Annotated in this window: 14 protein-coding genes; 7 read left to right on the top strand and 7 right to left on the bottom strand. The window is 42.5% G+C overall.

Translation table 11 applies throughout. The features are described from left to right. Window positions 1-517 precede the first annotated feature (517 nt). Window positions 518-1,117 carry a tRNA (pseudouridine(54)-N(1))-methyltransferase TrmY gene (gene trmY, locus MCT08_RS17650; RefSeq protein ID WP_168780449.1) on the top strand — a complete coding sequence of 200 codons (600 nt, stop codon included), beginning with the start codon at window positions 518-520 and terminating at the stop codon, window positions 1,115-1,117. Between the two features lie 49 nt (window positions 1,118-1,166). Here trmY and MCT08_RS17645 read toward each other — a convergent pair whose 3' ends face one another. Further along, on the bottom strand, window positions 1,167-1,481 hold the full coding sequence (locus MCT08_RS17645; protein WP_261916637.1) for an HD domain-containing phosphohydrolase: 315 nt from the start codon (window positions 1,479-1,481) through the stop codon (window positions 1,167-1,169). Between the two features lie 422 nt (window positions 1,482-1,903). Here MCT08_RS17645 and MCT08_RS17640 point away from each other — a divergent pair, with 422 nt between their 5' ends. From MCT08_RS17640 to MCT08_RS17620, 5 genes are all read left to right on the top strand, one after another. Further along, a complete protein-coding gene (locus MCT08_RS17640) occupies window positions 1,904-2,362 on the top strand; it encodes a hypothetical protein (protein ID WP_274679008.1) in 459 nt (152 codons plus the stop codon). A gap of 72 nt (window positions 2,363-2,434) precedes the next feature. After that, on the top strand, window positions 2,435-5,212 hold the full coding sequence (locus MCT08_RS17635; protein ID WP_274679007.1) for a glycosyl hydrolase family 18 protein: 2,778 nt from the start codon (window positions 2,435-2,437) through the stop codon (window positions 5,210-5,212). A gap of 173 nt (window positions 5,213-5,385) precedes the next feature. Then, window positions 5,386-8,313, top strand: a complete 2,928-nt coding sequence (locus MCT08_RS17630) for a M66 family metalloprotease (protein WP_274679006.1) — start codon at window positions 5,386-5,388, stop codon at window positions 8,311-8,313. A 171-nt stretch (window positions 8,314-8,484) separates the two neighbouring features. After that, on the top strand, window positions 8,485-9,228 hold the full coding sequence (locus tag MCT08_RS17625; protein WP_053311109.1) for a phosphatase: 744 nt from the start codon (window positions 8,485-8,487) through the stop codon (window positions 9,226-9,228). A gap of 105 nt (window positions 9,229-9,333) precedes the next feature. Further along, a complete protein-coding gene (locus tag MCT08_RS17620; protein ID WP_053311108.1) occupies window positions 9,334-9,720 on the top strand; it encodes a cytochrome b562 in 387 nt (128 codons plus the stop codon). A gap of 36 nt (window positions 9,721-9,756) precedes the next feature. Here MCT08_RS17620 and uhpC read toward each other — a convergent pair whose 3' ends face one another. The 4 genes from uhpC to uhpT form a co-directional block, all read right to left on the bottom strand. Beyond that, complete coding sequence (uhpC, locus tag MCT08_RS17615; protein WP_053311107.1) at window positions 9,757-11,094, bottom strand: MFS transporter; 1,338 nt, start codon at window positions 11,092-11,094, stop codon at window positions 9,757-9,759. A gap of 8 nt (window positions 11,095-11,102) precedes the next feature. Beyond that, window positions 11,103-12,626 carry a signal transduction histidine-protein kinase/phosphatase UhpB gene (gene uhpB / locus MCT08_RS17610; protein WP_274673073.1) on the bottom strand — a complete coding sequence of 508 codons (1,524 nt, stop codon included), beginning with the start codon at window positions 12,624-12,626 and terminating at the stop codon, window positions 11,103-11,105. Continuing rightward, on the bottom strand, window positions 12,626-13,231 hold the full coding sequence (gene uhpA / locus MCT08_RS17605; RefSeq protein WP_053311105.1) for a response regulator transcription factor UhpA: 606 nt from the start codon (window positions 13,229-13,231) through the stop codon (window positions 12,626-12,628). Before uhpA ends, uhpB begins: the two co-directional genes overlap by 1 nt. A 291-nt stretch (window positions 13,232-13,522) precedes the next feature. Beyond that, window positions 13,523-14,917, bottom strand: a complete 1,395-nt coding sequence (uhpT, locus tag MCT08_RS17600) for a hexose-6-phosphate:phosphate antiporter UhpT (RefSeq protein WP_053311104.1) — start codon at window positions 14,915-14,917, stop codon at window positions 13,523-13,525. Between the two features lie 345 nt (window positions 14,918-15,262). On the opposite strand from uhpT, the gene MCT08_RS17595 reads away from it, so the two are divergent. Then, window positions 15,263-15,661, top strand: coding sequence for a hypothetical protein (locus tag MCT08_RS17595; protein WP_171981232.1), 399 nt, complete (start codon window positions 15,263-15,265; stop codon window positions 15,659-15,661). Here the strand turns inward: MCT08_RS17595 and gloA2 are convergent. Next, entirely contained in the window at window positions 15,638-16,024 is a 387-nt protein-coding gene (gloA2, locus tag MCT08_RS17590; RefSeq protein WP_053311102.1) for an SMU1112c/YaeR family gloxylase I-like metalloprotein, read from the bottom strand. The two genes, MCT08_RS17595 and gloA2, sit on opposite strands and share 24 nt — an antisense overlap. A 3-nt stretch (window positions 16,025-16,027) precedes the next feature. Further along, window positions 16,028-16,957 (bottom strand): LysR family transcriptional regulator, encoded by a 930-nt coding sequence (locus MCT08_RS17585; protein WP_274679005.1) that lies wholly within the window; start codon window positions 16,955-16,957, stop codon window positions 16,028-16,030. Window positions 16,958-17,068 lie beyond the last annotated feature (111 nt).

The following is a 17,068-nucleotide window of genomic DNA, read 5'->3' as shown; positions in this document are numbered from 1 at the left end:
TACCTTTCATATTTAATCGTATAAAATTCCTACGCGATCACTTTGCACCATTTTTATTCATCTGACTGAAGTATAAGCAATAGTTAACTAACTGCCAACATTGTAATGATAGGTATCAATAAATACACGTAGGAATATTCCCATTGTAAATTTGTTTTCTTGTGGGAAAGTACGAAGTTGTTATCTTGCCTTTCTATTTTCAACGAAGCTCGTTGGGCTTATGTTTAAATTTCTTATCTATCAATTAGTTATTAAGGTATGTTGATGGGATGTCGTATAGCGTTTAAACCCAAGAGACCTAAACCGCCAATCGGTATTGCTCGATTAGAAATTCTAATCACTGTTGCTATTTTAGTCGTACTTTTTTCTGGATCTGCCATGTTAGTTTTGCAATAAATTGATATTTCTCTGGAAAGTGTATGTGGTAGAGTGTCGGCCTATTTTGGGCAATAGGTAAATTTAGGTATTGCCCAACGTTATTAAACAAAGTTTACTGATCGAGAGTTGAGTTGTAAAAATGAGAGCTTTTGTAGTTAGAGCACGCGCAGCATCCACAGATAAAAATACCTTTCTAGCATCAGTTGGGCAGGAGGCACATACTGAAATTCTAGCCCACGTCCTTATGAATGCGATTTTTACCGCGCAGTCACATCGTGATGATGTAGTGGTTTATCTTGTACTAGAAAGCACACAGGATTTTTCACGCACGCTGCGTTTTGAATCTCATCTTTTACAAAACATAGGTGGTTTTCATGAACAGGCTTTGCTTGCGAAGATTGCGCATGCTTTAGATGTGTCTGTTGGAATGGACAAGGAGCAAGAGCGTTCGGTCGAGCAAGGGCTGAGCGTTGAAACCATCAGCTTTGAAAAATTAGTACAGCGCCTTTCTGAATATTACTCATTGTATCTATTAGATAAAAAAGGCGAGAGTATCCGTGAACATCAATTTGCAGGTGATAGCTGTTTTCTACTCACTGATCACATTCCAATGCCGAAGAAAAGTTGGAACAGCCTCAAGCGGCTCAATACTCAGAAAATAAGTCTTGGGCCAAGAATGTTGTTTGCTTCACAATGTATAGTCCTCATTCAGAATGAGCTTGATATTCGAGATCTTTAAAATGATTTATCTAAACTCATTTTAAAGCACCTAATCTATTTTTCTTTATCTACTTGACTGTGCTGTTTTTGATTTTTGTATAGGTGGCATAGTCTTGATAGCTATCATTGTCTAAAACAAAAAATACGATATGGCCGATTGTGACCATGTGAGTCATTATCTCGATAGTTTCAATGAGTGTTTTTGCTTTTTTGCATGCTCCGTTACTTGATGCTATTAATTCGAAAACATCCGTTATTGCCCTTACCCCCATTCTAGCTTGAGCGGACAGCAGTTCGCTATTTAACCCTCTCGGGTAACTATCGCCATCCATTTCTTCGTGATGGTTACCGAGCACTGGCTTGTGCATCTGATAGTAAGACAATGCTTTTACCGCGAGTGCTCATGATTCTTTGAGTAGGGTTCTACAGGTTTATGGTGGATATTATTTTTGAATTAACCTCACATCAATTGATTAGAATAAGTGTGATTAATTATGAAAATTACTGCTGTTTATTTTTATGTGAATTTTAACACGATGGCCTTTTGTGATTTTAATAATAAGCATAATTTCCATGGCCATCAGTTACCACCAGTGATGATTAGCGATGGATTTATCATTACATTATTTTTTGTGAAACTAAAGATAAATAATGAATCATACTTTCTGTCTTATTTATCATTTGTTTTTTTTAAACTCTTGTCTCATATTCTTATCGGCCACGTCACCTAAATATAGGTTTATTTTTGGCAGTAAATGTTATTTTTTATTCAATTTTTAATAATATATAAATATAGGGCAAATATATGAATCTAAAATCTCTTTCTTTAGCTGTGTCTACTCTTTTTATTTGTAGTTCGGCTTTTGCTACCTCACTTAACATTCAAGTTAAAAATAATGCCAATGGTGAACTATGGCAGGGTGGGCTAAATGCTCAAAGTGTGTTTAGATCAAGTGATAAAAAAGTACATGTTAATAAAATTAAAAATGGTTTTACATTAACCCCTATGGAGTTTAAGGCAAATAATCAAAAAAAGATCGCAGGTATGGTTACCGTGATGGTCGACAACGATAATAATGGTATTCGTATCGATTGTATTTTGTCTGAGAGTAACAAGAATCAACTGACATTTACTCCTGTTTATTCTTATGGTAAAGGGGGAGATTTTACCTGCAAGCCTACTAATGATAGTCAGTCTGAAGTTATTGAGGATAAAGATAATATGACAAGTATGAACATCGTTTACAAAAAATATGTTCAATAGAAAATTTTAATTCTCAAACAGACAATATTATAGATATACATTGTCTGTTTTTTTTGAATAAAAGGATACTTTATGAAATTACAAAAAACGCAATTGTCAATATTGGTTGGATTAACCTTAATGACTGGTTTAGCTTCAGCGACTGGGGCGAGTTTCACACGTGACAATGTGAGTTTTATGACTAAGCAAGAGTTAGCAGAACGACAACATAATACTACTCCTCTTGGCCCCATAAACTTTAACAGTGCGCCAGTCTATAACCAATACAACCCAGATACGAGTTTACCTAAAGTTGAAGCTTACATGTCTAACTGGGGCCAATATGGCCGTAAATGGAGCCCTAAGAACATCGCCGGGGTTTACGATACAATCGTATTTTCATTTATGGCCATGTGTGGTACCGGTGTCGGTGACTCGCAGATCACCAGTGCGGTAGAGTCTCTTCAAAAGTATGCATGTAATCACACGAATAACCCTTCAGCTAAAGAGTTTGAAGTAATCACGACCGACCCGTGGGGCGATATTGCCGCTGCGATTCCAGGCATGGTTGGTTTAATCGATTGGCAGCAAATGGAAATGCCTACTCTGATGCAAAAGTGGTATCAAGGCCAAAACGCCATTAACAATGGCTATCTGGGCGCATTGAAGAAACTAAAACGGGATAGTCCAAGCACTAAAATGGCATTTAGTATCGGTGGTTGGTCGCTATCAGAACCGTTTAGTCGCATGGCTGCAACGAAAGCAAATCGAGATATCTTTGTTGAAAGTGTTGTGAACATCTTTAGTCATTATGAGATGTTTTCACAAGTCGATATCGACTGGGAATACCCCGGTATTCAAGTTGGCGAAAACTCCTGGTCACGACATGATTCAGATAATTATAAAGTGCTGATTAAAGAGCTCAGAAACGCACTAAACTCTGCAGGTAAGCACGACGTTAAAATCGCGATCGCGGCTGGTGCGCCAAAAGACAAAATGCATGCCAGTGATTTGAAAGGGCTCGTTGATAATGGCGTTGATATTATCCATTTGATGACGTACGACTTCTTTGGCAACGAATGGGCAGAGGAACTCAATCATCATTCGAACCTGTACCCTGGAGGAGATTGGTCTGTTGATACCTCTGTCTCTTACATGATCGATGAGCTCGGCATCGATCCTAAAAATATCTATATTGGTTACGCCAACTACTCACGTAATGCTGCGCATGCGGAGGTAACCAGTTTCTCTCCGTTGCGAGGTTCTTTTGAGAAACCAACGCACCCGGATAGTAATGGCATTCCAACGTTTGCGGATGGTCGATACACAGGTGGCTCTTGGGAGCGTGGCACCTATGAATGGTATGACATTCAACAAGAGTTCCTTGAGATTAATAGTGTAGACGGTCTCAAGATGAATAATTCACATCCAGGTTATCAATTGCTGACCGACAAAGAGGCGAATGCGGATTACATCTATAGTGAAGATGATAAGTTCTTTATGTCTTTTGATACTCCTCGCTCTGTTTATGCTAAAGCTCGATATGTAAAAGAAAAAGGATTGGGCGGCATTTTTAACTGGATGGCTGATTACGACACAGGTTACATGGTCAACGCAGCTCGTGAAGGCTTGGGTTATACACCAAAAGCGGGTTCAAGCAATATTGATATGACGAATATCATTTATTCTTGTGGTGAAAATATAACTCGAGAAGAGTGTATAGAGTTGACCAACCTCGGTGGCGGCTCTTCAACTCCCCCTCTAGGCGCTAATGCCGGTAGCGATGTATCTGCACAGTTTGTTGCTGATAAAGTTTATCGTTTAGATGGTTCGGCATCTACTGGAGATGATATCACTTACAAGTGGTCAATTAAGAAGAAACTTGTTGAGGGTGTTGATCCTGCTCTCATTAGTCTGAGGCTGGCGAGATCGGTAAGTCCAAAAATCAGCATTCCAGCGAGTGTTGAAGTTGAAGAAACTATCCAAATTCCGGTTAAATTAGAGGTCACTGCTGCTGACGGTGAAAAAGCGAATGATACTGTTATTTTAACTCTTACTAGCGGTGATGCCGTCAATCATAAGCCTGTTGCTGAAGCCACTGTCGATAAAACTGAGGTTGTGCACGGAACGAGCTTTACTTTAAGTGGCAGTGGTTCAAGCGATCCTGATGGGGATGCTCTCACTTATCGTTGGAGTCAAATTGATGGGGCATTAGTAGAGCTGGGGAATAATGCCAGAGAGTCAATCACGGTTAACACTGATACTCTTGACAATATCGATCAGACGCTGAAATTTAAATTGACGGTTAGTGATGGCCAAGCTTCAGACACTTCAGTAGTTGAAATTAACGTATCACCCAATGGGGGTGGTAACCAGGCGCCTGTTGCTAAAGCCAATGTCGACCATAGCAGTATTAACCACGGTGAGACCTTCCGATTGAACGGCAGACGATCAACGGATGCAGATGGCGATACTCTGACTTACCTGTGGGAGCAAGTGAGTGGAGAACGGGTTAATTTGGGTGATGCCACTCAATCACGGATTACCGTTAATACCAGCTCTTTAGATAATATCGACCAACCATTGACGTTTAAATTGACGGTAAGCGATGGTCAAGATACTGATAGCGCTAGAGTATCAGTTCAAGTGTCATCGACGAATAATGGTGGTACTCCTGGTGGTGATTTCGAGTATGAATATCCAACTGGTTTTGGCTCTTATGTCGATGGAACGGTGGTGAAATTTCCTGGACACGGTGTGTATCAATGTTTTGGATCATGGGCTGCGCACTGTAATAGTCAAGGATACCAGCCTGGTGTTGCAGTTGATCCAAGTCATGTCTCTCAGCAGTGGAAGTTTCTTCATAACTAATAGTCACTAAATAAAAGCAAGTAGCGTTATGTTACTTGCTTTCAATTTTCTATCTTTAAACCGCTGATTAAGAAGGTTTAAGGATATTCACAGCAAGATTTTTGCATTTTAAATATTGCTGCTTGAAGAACTAACCTTTACTCCGTGATATTTACCTTCTTTGGTCCTCCATTATGAAAATTACTTACCTTTCAGGTCTATTGATGGTACTGCTTGGTACCACATACTGTAGCCTTGCTGCACAAGCTAGTGCTCAACCAATTGTGTTTAACCAGAATTCTTTTGCATCCGATACTAGTGGTGACTTACCTGGTTCTGTTTCATTTGTTCAAAATTCGGTGATGCCTTCAAAGCATGGTGTGAGCGGTGATGTCCAACCCCATATGACCGCTTTGCGCAAAACAATGGTTCTATTTAAACCACAAAATAATATAGCATCAGGATCAATCATTACGATTACGGCTCAAAATAGCCAAAACCAAGTTGTATACCAAGATACGATGTTATCGCCGGATGAACTGACCAAATTGATGGGGCAGAGAGACCGTAGTATTAATATTACTCCGCCGAGTTCGTATGATAGAACGATAAGGGATAATTCAACTCTTGGAAACTTTGCTTCTGACCCGAGTGGCAGTTACTTTGCTGAGTTGTTCGCAACCAATGATACTTTGCATATTATGACCAGCAATGGTAACTGGACGCGTGAATTTCATCTTCCAGCAGGTAGTGGGTATGAAAATAAAATAGTGACGTTCACATCCAATGCTGATTATAGCTCTACTATATTTGACTCTGACTCTGACTCTGACTCTGACTCTGATTTGCTTTTGAGTCACGGGAGTGAAATTACGCTAAAAAATATTGGTGGCGTGTGGTATTCGAATTTGGATGAGGAGTTTAGCCGAATTACCTATAACGATAAAACTTACTCAGCCATTATTCCTGCCGAGATTGTCCAGTCAGGTTTGAAATTTACTTTCAAGCATGATGATAAACAAGGGCGTTTGACCAATCTAGATATTGGTGCTCCGAATGAGCTAATTCTTCATACCATCGACATTGGTATGTTGACCCCCCCACGAGATCAATTTAGCTTTCAAAAGTATCCAGAGCTGCATCGGCAGTATTTTCAACATATCCCTGTACGCCGTCTGACGGTCTCTGAGTATGAGCCTCAGTACTTAAGAGAGGTAATGTTACCTGACGGACGTTTATTAACGAATTTCGACCCAAGTGAAGGTGATGTTTACACTGGTAATATGAGAGGTCAAATTGCTAAGTTGCTCATCTCACATGGTATTAATAATGCAAACTATGGATTGAATTCTTCTGGTTCTACGCGTGAATCTTGGCACCCATTTTCTTCTGCGCAACTTACAGTTCATAATGCAGTAGGCAAATATGCTAATGGTGTTCAGGTACATGGTTTATCTGGTGGGGCGGGGATGGTGACATTGATCGATTCTGTTGGTAATGAATTTAGCCATGAACTTGGGCATAACTTTGGTTTGGGGCATTACCCCGGGGGGTTTGATGGGGCGATCAACCGTCCTGCTAATAAAGTTAATTCTACATGGGGTTGGGATGTACATGAAAATCGATTTATTCCGAATTTCGAAAGAAGCATTACCAATGAAGATATGTGTTATCAGAATCAGTGTACCTCATCATTTTATGGGCACCGTTTTAGCGCCGGGGCAATGTCTGGTGGTTGGCCGCTTTACAATCGCTATACGTTATACACACCATATGAATTGAACAAAATTCAGAATTTTTTCGAAAACAAAGCCATTTTTAGTCCAGAGTCATCAACAGGATTTTCCCTGTGGGATGATAGAACCCAAAGCATGCAACCTTGGCATAATTTAACCAAAGATGATCTTGCTGAAGTCAGTTATAACGAAGTAGAACGAAAGCCATATAAGCAAGGTGTTGCCGTTGCCACCTTGGTTGGTTATTACGATCCTGATAAACGGCTGAGTAGCTATATTTATCCTGCATTGCATGGCTCATTTGGTGCCGTATATGAGGATAATTTCACTGTCTCTTCATGTCAGATGAATGTTTTCACTCGGAATGGTGGGAAAAGGACGTTTAATCTTCATTCTCGACGTTTAGAGTCTGGGTATATGAATAGATTCCACATCAATATCGAAGAGGCCCTCGAGCCTTACTCTGCCGAGATTGTGTGTGATGATGAGCGGCTCACCTCCGTTGAACTTGAAGGACCTGCACATGAATTACACACCAGTGTCATTACTTCAGAGGGCGGTGATATAGACGTTAAAATTGATGCTAACGCTGGTGTGGACAGACAACTCCCATTTGTTGCGGAACGTTTTTACTATTTGGATGGTTCTGCTTCTACTGGAGAAGGTATTCGTTATAAATGGGTGATTAAGAAGAACAAGGTTCAGGGCGTTGATGCTGATGCTATTGTCTTAAGGCAGGCTAGAACTGCAACACCAAAAATCAAGATCCCAGCGGGTACTGAAGTTTCAGATGTTATTTCTATTCCCGTTAGATTGACGGTAACAGGGGAAGATGGTGAGAAAGATAGTGACACGGTGGTACTGACATTAAGTGCCAATGGTGTTGCCAACCAAGCCCCGGTTGCCGATGCTAGAGTCAATAACAGCAATATTCAGCATGGTGATCAATTTACTCTGAATGGTAATAATTCGCATGATGCTGATGGTGACTCCTTGAGCTATGTGTGGGAACAGATGTCAGGTGAGCCAGTTACTTTACGAGATGCAACAAGTACTCGAATTAGTGTTAATACACAGTCTCTTTCTAATGCCGAGCAAACGCTGGTGTTTAGGTTGACAGTCAGTGATGGCGAAGCCAACGATTCAGATACGGTATCTGTACATATGTCACCTATTGAAAGTGGCGGTGGAAATCCAGGAGGTGCTTATGAGTACCCAACTGGTTTCGGCTCTTATACCGACGGAACTGTTGTAAAAATCCCCGGTCAAGGTGTCTACCAGTGTTTTGGAGCATGGGCTGCATACTGTAATGATGAAGCATACCTACCCGGTAAGGCACTCGATCCTAATTGGATTACTCAGCAGTGGCGATTTATGCATGATTAGCATCAACTATAACTAGTTCGGACTAAGCTAAATAAAGCCAGCGTGATAAAGCGCTGGCTTTTACTTTCAGCTTCGTAAGCAACTCAAAGGTATGATTGTAAGCCATTTGATTGATGTGTCCTTAGACTGGCTGTTACACTTAACTATCTCGGTTGTAATGGAATTATCAAAATGAAACTTGTCGTCGATACTCATACACACACTTATGCCAGTGGTCATGCTTATAGCACGTTGATCGAGAACGCGAAATCAGCTCAAGAAAATGGTTTAGCTATGTTTTGCACCACCGATCACGCTGAATCTATGCCAGGTGCTCCACACTATTGGTTCTTCTCTAACCAGCGAGTTTTACCACGCTTTTTAGATGGTGTTGCCATTATTCGCGGTGTTGAATCCAACATTCTTAACCGTTTAGGTGATATTGATATCCACCCTTCGGTTGACCAAAATTTGGATTGGGTAATCGCCAGTTTCCATGAGCCGGTGTTCCAGCCTGCGGATAAAGCTGCGCATACCGAGGCGTTAATCAACACCATTCAAAGTGGACGAGTTGATGCGTTAGGACACTTAGGTAATCCTAATTTTGATTTTGATTTTAATGCGGTTATCGCTTGTGCTGTCGAGCATAATGTTGCAATAGAAATTAACAATAGTACTTTGAAAGGTCACAGTCGCGTAGGCAGCGTTGATCGCTGCTATGAGATTGCTAAGGTGGCAAAAGCTCATGGTGCGTATATTACGACGGGCAGTGATGCGCATTTTTGTCACGATGTAGGTAATTTACACTTAGCCAGTGATTTGCTAGACAGTGTTGGTATTTCACCAGATAAAGTCATCACGCACAGTGTGATGCAGTTTCTTGCTTTTTTGGCGCAACGCGGTCGCCCAGCTATTGAAGAATATCGCTCATTGTAAAGTGAGGGGGAGGGGGTGTTTTTTAACAAATGAAACAATTTTCTTCCCGCTTTAAGCTGCATTTCATTTACACTAGCGATTCCTTGTTGTAGTGAAAGAATTATGATGAAAAAAGCTCTTATTTTAACAGCTTGCGTTGCATTGTCTGCAAACGTTTTGGCTGCGAGTGTTGACCTGAAGCAGAACATGAAGCAGATGAAGCTTGAGTTTAAACAAGCTGCTGAAGCGACATCGGTTGAAGCGATGAAAGCGCCAGTGTTAAAACTCAGTGAATTGGTTGAAAACTCAAAATCAGGTAGCTATCCGCCAGAAAAAGAAACGTTGTACTTGGAAGGATTCAATAAATTATCTGTTGTACTGGATCAAATTGAAGCTGACCTTGAACAAGGGCAGTTAGAACAAGCAAAACAGACATTACGCACGGTTGATGAGCTGCGTATTGAATACCATGAACAGCGTAACCCAAGTATTTGGAAACGCTTATTCGGTTAAGCCGTGGTTGTTTCCATGCGGTTTTCTTTAGTGCAATTAATCAAGGGAAGCTGCGTGGCGACTATCCGCAAACTGAGCCTGTAAAAATGGCAGCAAGAGCAAACCAATGGTGGCAGAGCAAATGGATATGGTGACAAAAAAACCATTCCAATGGAAATGCTCAACAATGATGGCGATAGGGTAGCCGGCCAATGCTGCTCCCATGTAAGCAAATAGCCCAACAAAGCCTGTTGCAGCGCCTGCTGAATTCTTATGAGAACACTCTGCTGCTGCCATTCCAATCAACATTTGCGGGCCAAAAACGAAAAAGCCAATGGTGAAAAAACCAGCTGCTTGTAGGACAAACCCGGTTAAAGGCATCAGCCATAGTGCTGCAACGGAAATGAAAATTCCCATCGAGAAAATTAAGTTCATTGGACCTCGGTTACCACCAAACAATTTATCTGAGCCCCATCCGGCAACTAATGACCCGACAAAACCGCCCACTTCAAACAGCGATAATGCCCCGTTAGCGGTGATCAAATCATACCCGTGCTGCTCGGTTAGATAGATATTACCCCAGTCATTAATGGCGGTTCTGACGATGTATACCAGTACATAGCTCAAGGCGAGTAACCAGATGTATTTATTGCGTAAAACATATTTGTGCAAAATTTGAGTGGTGCTTAACCCCACGCCTTCATTTTCCTGAGCCAGTTCTAGTGCATCGTTTCGCCAGTGACCGATACTTGGTAGGCCCAGAGTCACGGGTTTATCTTGCAGTCGCCAGCATAAAAACACACCGGTCAGCACTGCTAAAAATCCAGGGACAATAAACCCTTCTCGCCAACTAAAATGTAGAGTCACAAAACCAACTAACAACGGGATCAACGCGCCCCCTACGTTATGGGCGGTATTCCAAAGTGCCCACCATAATCCCCGCTCGGATCGTGAATACCAAGTGGTCAGTAGTTTAGAGCAAGAAGGCCAACCCCAGCCTTGAAACCAAGCATTTAATACCCACAAAAAGATGAGCACACTGATAGAGCTAGAGAGTCCGAATAGAATGTTAATAATGCCTGTTGCGATTAACCCTAAGCCCATAAAATACCGAGGATTTGAGCGATCAGATACAATACCAGACACGAATTTAGAGCAGCCGTAAGTGATATAAAAGAGCGTGCCCATCATGCCGATATCACTCTTATCCAAACCGAGATCGGCAATCATGGCTGGCATCGCGTAATTGAGACTTTTACGCGTGAAATAAAACATTGCATAACCCACATACATAGCGAGCATGATGTGACGACGCCAATATCGATACTGACGATCAATTTCATCGGGCGATAATTGGCCGTTAATGTGGGGTTTAGATTGAAGAAAACCTATCATGTTTCACTCTATAAATTAGGCAGAATAACTGTCAGTCGGGTTCCATGGGTCGAGACGTTTGATTGTTTACACTCACTGTGTAGTTGAAATTGTCCGCCTAGGGCTTGCACCCGTTCGCGCATGCCTCGTAAGCCAAACCCTTTCAAATGGTCTTCTGCTTTAAGGCCAATACCGTCATCTGTGATATGCAATGTCACACTTGAACCCAACGAAAAGTGAATGTGGATATGCTCTGCTTGTGCGTATTTCAAGGCGTTATTTAATGCTTCTTGGCACAAACGGTATAGGGTGACTTTGGTTGCGTCACTCAAAGCCTTAAGTTTTAGCGCGCTGTTGTCACACCATTCGACATGAGTTTGAACGCCATGGGCGTTGAATTCCAAATCACGCAGTAATTGTTCAATGGCCTCTTCAAGCCCCAGGTCATCGAGTGTTTTGGGGCGAAGACGAGTGAGCAGTCCTTTAGTGGTGTCATAAACATTGAGCGATAATGCTTCAATAGTATTGGCGCAGTGAGTGGTGACAGGCTCGGTTTCAACACGTTGAATGATGCTGGCCTGGGTTCGAATTGCGGTGATGTTTTGGCCGATTTCATCGTGCAATTCACGTGCAATATCTCGCCTTACCGACTCTTCGGCTTTGACTAACTGGCGTGAAAGGTTTTGATTGCGGTCGAGCTCTTGGCGCAGTTTGGTGTTGAGATCTCGTTGATGCTGAACGGCCATGCCAAGAGTAATTCCTGTCAAACTTTGCGCTGATAGTGACAGTAATAGGTCGGTAATTTCTATGCCGGAAACACCGCTTCGTGCGGCAATAAGCGCAATACTGTTGAGCAGTGTACCAAGCAAGGCTCCCTGCCAACCATAACGAAAGGCAAGTAAAATAATGGGAATGGCCAAACAAAAAGGTGCAAATCGCCGGAGTTCGTCTGGTAAACCAATTTGTAGCGCGATGCTAAGAGCAAATAACAAGCTGTAAAAGACGATGTGCCGAGCTCTAAACTCAATATGGCGTGAGACTAAATTGGCCGTTAGTGGTATCCAAGTACTTTGGAAAAGGTAATTCCATACTAAGTAACAGCTAGGCACCATCATTAAACCAGCGGTAATGCTGACTAAAGCGACCATTGAAGCGGCAATGTCATGGTGACTGACGGCGAGGGTATTAGTCAGTGCACTGAGCACAATAATTACTCCCATCACAGTTAAACGACGCTGTTGTGAACCGTAATAGTAGCGTTGTGCAACGGCTATCAATGGAATACTAGCAGCACTGGCAGCTAATACAGTTAGCCACTGTGGTTGGTCCATCAATATCGCTAAAGCAACGGTTAACCACCACTCTGCCGCGTAAATAGCCGGCCAGTAGTATTTTGGAGTGTGTAGCGTGATACCTAAACGCAGCGCAAAGGGGAAAAAAAGAATTGCAAGTTCAGGATCGTTGACGAAGTAATAAGCGATGACCCATGAGCAAAACCAGCTGCAAGAGAGCAGAAACCAAGCGCAGATCGAAGTGATAAGGTAGCGATGCATTATAGTGAGTCAGGGAAATATTTGGCGAGGGCGACATTATTTGTCACGCCCAGTTTATCCATGGCGTTGGCGCGGTGCACATGAACGGTTTTATGGCTTAATCCAAGTTCGGTTGCGACGGCTTTGACATCTAAACCACAAGCAAGCATTTCACTGATTTGTCGTTCACGTTTAGTCAGTTTTTCTAAATTGTGGCTACCGCGTTTAGGTGATGCGATTTTAAGGGCAATTTCTGGCGTTAAATAACAGCCACCAGATGCACTGGTGCGCACCGCTTGAATTAATTCATCGGGGCTACACCGCTTGCTGAGGTAACCAAGTGCGCCAGCTTCAAGAGCTTTTTCTACCATGGCTGCAGAGTCATGTACGCTGAGCATGATACACGCCATGCCAGAAGGGAGATCTTGCAGTAAAGATAAACCGCTTTCATCAGGCATTGATATATCAAGAATACACACCGTTGCGCCAGAGCCGGGCAAGCCGCTACGGGCTTCTGCCGCAGAGCTAAATTGGCCGACCACTTCTATATCGGCTTCTAAACTCATCAACTGAGCAAATCCCGAACGCACAATAATGTGGTCATCCACTAAGGCTACTTTGATCATCGATAAAACTCAGCAAATAAGAAAAGGGGCATAAACTAACTCTAGCTGGTCAATTAAACAACCAATATATCCCCTTCCTACTTGAAGTTGCAGCGGTGTTGGCTACGTTTGCTCACCCCAATCACATAGTTTATCTATGCTCATGGGGATTCACTCACTTGCCGCCTACCTGCAACTCCAAATAGTTTGGATATAGCTAAATGAGCTAATAGGACTGCTGATCTTAATATTACAGATATCAAAACGCGACGCTGAATAAAACCAAACGTCGCGTGATTTCTTTATTTTTCGTTAAGCGCCTGCACTTGCCAGCAGTAGTTTTTTCTCGTGGCGTATTTTACGTTCTTCTGCAATCGCAACAAATGCCAGCAATACGATACAGATTACCGCTGAAGTATCGAGGGCGGCAAAGGTACCTTTCCAGCCGGTTAAACCAAAGATTGGTGTGCCGTCAGCAATCATACCTAGCCCCAGCTTGGCGAAGCTATCACCAATTAAGTAAGCAAACGTACCCTTCACACCATCAGCGACACTGATCGCTTTTTTCGGTACAAAACCAACAGCCGCAACACCAATTAATAATTGTGGGCCAAATACGAGGAAGCCAAGTATAAATAACGAAGCAAGGTACATGAATTCACTGGTAGCATGCTGGTAAAACTCGAGTGCTACGATGATCAAACCTAATGAAACACAGGCCACTAAGGCACGACGACCATTAGCAAGGTCAGAAAGGTAACCCCACATTAAGGTGCCCACTAATGCGCCAACTTCGAATAAGGTAAAACCAGAAATGGCAGCTTCTTTTGATAAGCCCAGTTCTTGATAGGCATAGACAGTAGACCATTGGTCGATACCGATACGTACGATATACAAGAAAATGTTGGCAAAACAGAGTAACCAAATCACTTTGTTTTTCAAAATGTATTCAACAAAGATCTCACGCTTGGTCATTTTATTTTCTTCAGCGGCGATATCTTCCTCGCTGATCGCTTCATCAAACAATTCTTCAACAGTACCAAGACCGTAAGCTTCTGGTGAGTCACTGCCGTAGCGTAGGCCAATAAAACCAACTACTAATGCGATAATCGATGGGAAAATAAACATACCAATGACGTGGCCGTCAAAGAAATAGTTTGCACCAAATAGTGCAACGCCTGCAGCTCCTGCACCACCGACGTTGTGCGACATATTCCACAAACCAAGATAGGTGCCACGCTTGTTTTTCGGGGTCCATTTCGTAATGGTAGAGTAACTTGAAGGGCCACCTGTACTTTGGAAAAAGCCGCTTAAGCCGTAAAAAGCAATCATCAAGAATAAGCTAACGCTTGATCCACCCATGCTCATACTGAAACCGAGCATAGCAATACCAGATAAAATGAGCATGAACGGTAGGAATTGCTTAGTGTTTTTTCCATCGGCGTAGTAAGAAACAACGGTCTTACCAATTCCGTAAGTGATGGAGAAGCCAAGGCCAATCAACCCAAGCTGTGTCATTGACAAGCCATAGGTTGAAATCATATCGTTTTGTGCAACGTTGAAGTTTTTACGAATCAAATACATCGCCATGTAGCCGATGAACACCACAAGATAAGATTGTAAAAAAGGTTTGAACCACATTTTGCGGCGTTCTGCTGCTGGTATATCTAAAGTCGGTTTCCGAACTTGTTCCAGAAGTTTTAGCATGTGAAATCCTAGGGAATTTACGTCAATGAAATCTCTGTTGTTTACGTGACAACAAAGTCGAATCGATAGCAGCAAAAGGCTGCGGCTACATAGTGGGATGATTGTAAAAACAGCGCTAAGAGTTGACATGAGGGGATGGCCTAGAAAAGTTAAGAATATTTCCTAGTTTTGCTGTGCTGGTGGGTAAAGCGTGAATGGAATCACATTGTTATGCATCATGAACCAAAGCGCGTAGTTATTGGTTTTGTAGCGTTTTCTGGGTGTTTGTTAATTTTTAAGTGCTAACGCACTGTTATTTTTATCAATGAGTTATATAGTGAGCGCAAGTTTATGTTGAGTGTTGCTATGATTCGCCAAAGTCGTTTTAACAAAATGATGCTGATAACCAGTGCCCTGAGTTGGGTATTGGTTGCGTTAATGCCCGTGATCAATGCACATGGCAATACGGCGGGGGTGTGGGCAACGCTGTGTACCATCAATGGTTTTGAACTGGTTCAAATTGAAGAGGGCAAAGTGCAACCTCAGCACAGTAAGCCGTGCCCCTTTGCTCATTTCTCTACTTTTCATCAAGATTCACTTCCAACGACACCTTTACTGACACGACTGAGCTTGCTCATTTCAGACAGTTACACTTTTTTGGCTCTAAGTGTGCGATTTGAACAGCAAGTTCCTAGGGCACCGCCAACACTTTCGATTAAAAAAAACCGATATAGCCCTAATCTACATTTCCGAGTACAGCTCTAGCGGCAGACCGTCTGGGTCAGCAAAAAAAGTGTATTCGCGCCCGGTATATTCATCAATACGGATTGGTTCAACATCCACCCCTTGTGATTCTAAATACGCTTTTACCTCACAGACACTATCAACAACAAACGCTAGGTGACGTAAACCTTGAGCTTCTGGAAAACTCGGTCTTGGTGGTGTGTTAGGAAACGAGAACAACTCAATTTGTCCCCCATCAGGTAAAGCAAGATCAAGTTTGTAAGAATCGCGCGCTTCACGGTAATTCTCAGCAAGAATAGTTAGCCCTAGTATCTGGGTATAAAAGGTTTTAGAACGAGCATAGTCAGAACAGATAATCGCCGCGTGGTGGATTCGTTTTAGCATCAGTTAACCTTTGGTATTGAGTTTGTTGACCAAGTGTTCAGTCACATAATCGATAAACACTCGCAAGCGTGCAGGCATGTATTTGGTTTGTGCGTACTGCATAGCAATGGCGCCGTGGTAGTTACTTTTGATGGTCCAATCTTCTAATAACTGTACGACTTTACCTTTCATTAATGCTTCTTGAATAACAAAATCATGAAAGATACCGATACCTAAACCACTTTTCACCGCATTTAGGCGCATTTGAGAGTGATTAACTGCATAGCGCCCAGAAACTGCAATGGTATGAAATTCATCGTCTTTGAGGAAATTCCAAATATGGTCACGTTCCGTTTCCGCAAGATACAAGCAATCATGCTCGCTTAATTCGGTTGGGTGGGTTGGTGTTCCGCGTAACGCGGTGTAGTCAGGGCTGGCGCATAGCACTAAATTGGTTTTGCCTATTTCCCGCAGTACTAAGTTTTCATCAGGTTTATCGGTAAGACGAAACGCGACATCGATATTGTGTTTGAAGAGATCGATTTCACCATCCGCCGCCCTAAGTTTGAGTTGAATTTCAGGATATTGAGTCAGAAAAGGTACAACTAAGGGTTGCAATACCGAGTTCAAAAATGCTTCTGGTGCCGCCACTGTAAGAGATCCCGCGGGTTCGGTGTGATCCGATGTCGACAGTTCGACAGCTTGCTGCGCGGCATTGACCATCAGTAAACTTTGGTCATAGACACGTTTTCCTGCTTGAGTGATGATCAATTTACGAGTGGTGCGTTCAAACAGCTTTACGGACAGCGCTGCTTCAAGGCGAGTGATCAGCTTACTGAGCGCTGAAGGGGTAACCCCTAATTTTTGGGCCGCAGCGGTAAAACTACCTTCGTTAACGACAAGAATAAAAGTAGCAAGATCAGGTAACAGAGCAATCAATTTGGGGTGCAGCATAAGAATCAGACATTAATAGCGTCAAGGGCAACGTGGACGTCACTTTCTCAGAATTGCAGCCAGTTTTCAATGAAATTGCACCGCTCACTATATAGCGAAGTGAATCCTTAG

Origin of the sequence: Vibrio aestuarianus, assembly GCF_028858425.1 — a bacterium.
GTDB lineage: Bacteria > Pseudomonadota > Gammaproteobacteria > Enterobacterales > Vibrionaceae > Vibrio > Vibrio aestuarianus.
Note: the sequence above shows the minus strand (reverse complement) of the source record. Positions and strands in the feature narration are given on the sequence as shown.

What these genes read in the sequence shown, in the direction of transcription:
- trmY (WP_168780449.1), top strand. Translation starts at nt 518, where the DNA reads ATGAGAGCTTTTGTAGTTAGAGCACGCGCAGCATCCACAGATAAAAAT.
- MCT08_RS17640 (WP_274679008.1), top strand. Translation starts at nt 1,904, where the DNA reads ATGAATCTAAAATCTCTTTCTTTAGCTGTGTCTACTCTTTTTATTTGT.
- MCT08_RS17635 (WP_274679007.1), top strand. Translation starts at nt 2,435, where the DNA reads ATGAAATTACAAAAAACGCAATTGTCAATATTGGTTGGATTAACCTTA.
- MCT08_RS17630 (WP_274679006.1), top strand. Translation starts at nt 5,386, where the DNA reads ATGAAAATTACTTACCTTTCAGGTCTATTGATGGTACTGCTTGGTACC.
- MCT08_RS17625 (WP_053311109.1), top strand. Translation starts at nt 8,485, where the DNA reads ATGAAACTTGTCGTCGATACTCATACACACACTTATGCCAGTGGTCAT.
- MCT08_RS17620 (WP_053311108.1), top strand. Translation starts at nt 9,334, where the DNA reads ATGAAAAAAGCTCTTATTTTAACAGCTTGCGTTGCATTGTCTGCAAAC.
- uhpC (WP_053311107.1), bottom strand. Translation starts at nt 11,094, where the DNA reads ATGATAGGTTTTCTTCAATCTAAACCCCACATTAACGGCCAATTATCG.
- uhpB (WP_274673073.1), bottom strand. Translation starts at nt 12,626, where the DNA reads ATGCATCGCTACCTTATCACTTCGATCTGCGCTTGGTTTCTGCTCTCT.
- uhpA (WP_053311105.1), bottom strand. Translation starts at nt 13,231, where the DNA reads ATGATCAAAGTAGCCTTAGTGGATGACCACATTATTGTGCGTTCGGGA.
- uhpT (WP_053311104.1), bottom strand. Translation starts at nt 14,917, where the DNA reads ATGCTAAAACTTCTGGAACAAGTTCGGAAACCGACTTTAGATATACCA.
- MCT08_RS17595 (WP_171981232.1), top strand. Translation starts at nt 15,263, where the DNA reads ATGATTCGCCAAAGTCGTTTTAACAAAATGATGCTGATAACCAGTGCC.
- gloA2 (WP_053311102.1), bottom strand. Translation starts at nt 16,024, where the DNA reads ATGCTAAAACGAATCCACCACGCGGCGATTATCTGTTCTGACTATGCT.
- MCT08_RS17585 (WP_274679005.1), bottom strand. Translation starts at nt 16,957, where the DNA reads ATGCTGCACCCCAAATTGATTGCTCTGTTACCTGATCTTGCTACTTTT.